We start from the raw sequence: 210 nt of genomic DNA on the forward strand, positions 1-210 counted from the left end.
GAATTCAGCAGCAGTCCCGTAACTTTATTTGAAGGAGCCAACACGATTGATTTTGCTTACCGTGAGGATGGCGCTCAATTAGACAAACTGCACCTGGACCTTGACGGAACTATTCCCGTAAATCTGGGACCATACGACGTTAGTTGTGGTCCGTTACCTAACCAAGACCCCGTTGCCGAGGCGGCGGCTGACCCCGAAGTAGGGGTCACT

Annotated in this window: 1 protein-coding gene; it reads left to right on the plus strand. The window is 51.9% G+C overall.

What is annotated here, in order from left to right; genetic code table 11:
- On the plus strand, positions 1 to 210 hold a 210-nt coding region (locus MO867_RS23415), incomplete at both ends, for a hypothetical protein (protein ID WP_252473570.1).

Source organism: Microbulbifer okhotskensis (assembly GCF_023895975.1).
GTDB classification, from domain to species: domain Bacteria; phylum Pseudomonadota; class Gammaproteobacteria; order Pseudomonadales; family Cellvibrionaceae; genus Microbulbifer; species Microbulbifer okhotskensis.